Below are 652 nucleotides of genomic sequence, written 5' to 3'. Positions count from 1 at the left end.
GCACAAGCAAGTTGCTGATGTTTCGTCTACGGGGGTCTTACCCTCTACGCCGGACCTTTCGCATGTCCTTCGACTACACCAACAATTTCTGACTCACCCAGCCGCCGGCAGACGACTGAAGTGCGATCCCACGACCCCGTACTGGCAACCCCTGCCGGGTATCACACCAATACGGTTTAGCCTCATCCGGTTTCGCTCGCCACTACTCCCGGAATCACGGTTGTTTTCTCTTCCTGCGGGTACTGAGATGTTTCACTTCCCCGCGTTCCCTCCACACTGCCTATGTGTTCAGCAGCGGGTGACAGCCCATGACGACTGCCGGGTTTCCCCATTCGGAAACCCCCGGATCAAAGCCTGGTTGACGACTCCCCGGGGACTATCGCGGCCTCCCACGTCCTTCATCGGTTCCTGGTGCCAAGGCATCCACCGTGCGCCCTTAAAAACTTGGCCACAGATGCTCGCGTCCACTGTGCAGTTCTCAAGCAACGACCAGCCACCCGTCACACATCGCTTACGCGACGCTTCACCGGGGCCGGCGTTTGAAGGAACAGCCTCACGGCCGTGCCCTCAGACACCCAACAGCGTGCCCGACCCGATCCCTGACAGGGTCACGTTCCACGCCGAAGCAGTACTAGTGATCCATCAAGTGACC

At 59.4% G+C, this 652-nt stretch carries 1 rRNA gene; it reads right to left on the bottom strand.

Annotation, left to right across the window (positions count from 1 at the left end):
- A 23S ribosomal RNA gene (locus C3486_RS37755) occupies positions 1-450 on the bottom strand; the annotation flags it as partial.
- Between the last annotated feature and the right edge of the window lie 202 nt (positions 451-652).

The sequence above is a fragment of the Streptomyces sp. Ru73 genome (genome assembly GCF_002920575.1).
GTDB lineage: Bacteria > Actinomycetota > Actinomycetes > Streptomycetales > Streptomycetaceae > Streptomyces.
The sequence above is the reverse complement of the archived record's forward strand: the minus strand, read 5'-3'. Positions and strand labels throughout refer to the sequence as shown.